This window comes from Pseudomonas sp. (genome assembly GCF_037994325.1).
Lineage (GTDB): Bacteria > Pseudomonadota > Gammaproteobacteria > Pseudomonadales > Pseudomonadaceae > Aquipseudomonas.
Genome location: NZ_JBBNAH010000514.1, coordinates 1 through 1,762 on the forward strand (window position 1 = coordinate 1; position 1,762 = coordinate 1,762).

Genomic DNA, 1,762 nt, shown 5'->3' on the forward strand with positions numbered 1-1,762 from the left:
GGTGCGCGCAGCACGCCCTACGTTTCACCTGGCATAAAAAAGCCCCGCGAGGCACAGGCCAGGCGGGGCTTTTAGGGCGCTAGGTGTTAGCCGCCGAGGTAGGCATCACGCACTTTCGGGTCGGTGAGCAGCGCCTCACCGGTGCCTTGCATCACCACATGACCGTTTTCCAGCACATAGGCGCGGTCGGCAATCTTCAACGCCTGGTTGGCGTTCTGCTCGACCAGGAACACCGTCACACCATCTTTACGCAGCTGTTCAATGATCTGAAAAATCTGCTGGATGATGATCGGCGCCAAGCCCAGTGACGGCTCGTCGAGCAGCAGCAGTTGCGGCTTGCTCATCAGCGCACGGCCGATGGCGAGCATTTGCTGTTCGCCACCCGACATGGTGCCGCCACGCTGGTTGTAGCGTTCTTTCAGGCGCGGGAACAGGTGCAAAACCTTGTCCAGTTGCTCCTGGAAATCGCCTTTGTCGGTAAAGAAACCGCCCATGGCCAGGTTCTCTTCCACGGTCAGGCGGGCAAAGATGCGGCGGCCTTCGGGCACCACCGCAATGCTTTTACGCATGATCTCGCTGGACTCCAGCCCCACCAGCTCTTCGCCCTGATAGCGAATGCTGCCACTGGCGGCACGCGGCGAACCGCAGAGGGTCATCAGCAGGGTCGATTTGCCCGCGCCGTTGGCGCCGATCAGGGTGACGATCTCGCCTTTTTGCACTTCCACGTTGACGTTATGCAGCGCCTGGATCTTGCCGTAGAAGGTGGAAACGTTATCGAAATACAGCATGAGTTACGCCTCCCCCAAATAGGCTTTGATCACGTCCGGGTTGTCGCGAATCTGCTCCGGAGTGCCGTCGGCCAAAGGTGTGCCCTGGTTGATCACCACGATATGGTCAGAAATGCTCATGACCAGTTTCATGTCGTGCTCAATCAGCAGCACGGTGACGTTGTACTCATCGCGCAGCACGCCGATCAGTTGTTTCAGGTCTTCGGTTTCGTTCGGGTTCAGACCCGCCGCTGGCTCGTCGAGCATCAGCAGGCGCGGGCGGGTCATCATGCAGCGGGCGATTTCCAGGCGGCGTTGCTGACCATAGGCCAGGGTGCCGGCGGGGCGGTTGGCAACCTCGGTGAGGTTGACCTTTTCCAGCCAGTGCGCGGCGAACTCCATGGCGTCGCGCTCGCTTTTGCGAAACGCCGGGGTCTTGAACAAGCCAGCCAGGAAGTTGGTGTTGATATGCCGGTGCTGGGCAATCAACAGGTTTTCGATGGCGGTCATGTCCTTGAACAGACGCACGTTCTGGAAGGTGCGCACCACGCCCTTGCGGGCGATCTGGTGACCGGCCAGGCCTTGAATGGCTTCGCCGTCGAGCAGGATGCTGCCCGAAGTCGGTTTGTAGAAACCGGTCAGGCAGTTGAACACGGTGGTCTTGCCGGCGCCGTTCGGGCCGATCATCGACACCACCTGTTTTTCCTGCACGGTCAGGCCCACACCGTTAACGGCCAACAAGCCGCCGAAGCGCATGCACAGGCCGCTTACTTCAAGAATCGGGCGGCTCATTGCTTCAACTCCAAGTGCGGACGCTGCATGGGCAGCAAGCCCTGCGGACGCCAAATCATCATGAACACCATCAGGGCACCGAACAGCAACATGCGGTACTCGCTGAAGTTACGCATCAGCTCCGGCAGCAGGATCATCACGATGGCGGCCAGAATCACCCCCAACTGCGAACCCAGGCCGCCGAGCACGACGATGGCGAGAAT

The 1,762-nt window shown here is 60.0% G+C and carries 2 protein-coding genes and 1 pseudogene; all 3 read right to left on the bottom strand.

Annotated elements, in window-relative coordinates:
- Nucleotides 1-86: 86 nt before the first annotated feature.
- The gene (locus tag AAAB16_RS17305) at nt 87-788 is read right to left on the bottom strand and encodes an ABC transporter ATP-binding protein (RefSeq protein WP_340664434.1); all 702 of its coding nucleotides are present in this window, start codon (nt 786-788) and stop codon (nt 87-89) included.
- A 3-nt stretch (nt 789-791) separates the two neighbouring features.
- Nucleotides 792-1,559 carry a high-affinity branched-chain amino acid ABC transporter ATP-binding protein LivG gene (livG, locus tag AAAB16_RS17310; RefSeq protein ID WP_340664435.1) on the bottom strand — a complete coding sequence of 256 codons (768 nt, stop codon included), beginning with the start codon at nt 1,557-1,559 and terminating at the stop codon, nt 792-794.
- A pseudogene (gene livM / locus AAAB16_RS17315) lies at nt 1,556-1,762 on the bottom strand (high-affinity branched-chain amino acid ABC transporter permease LivM); the annotation flags it as partial. The gene livG and the pseudogene livM, both read right to left, overlap by 4 nt.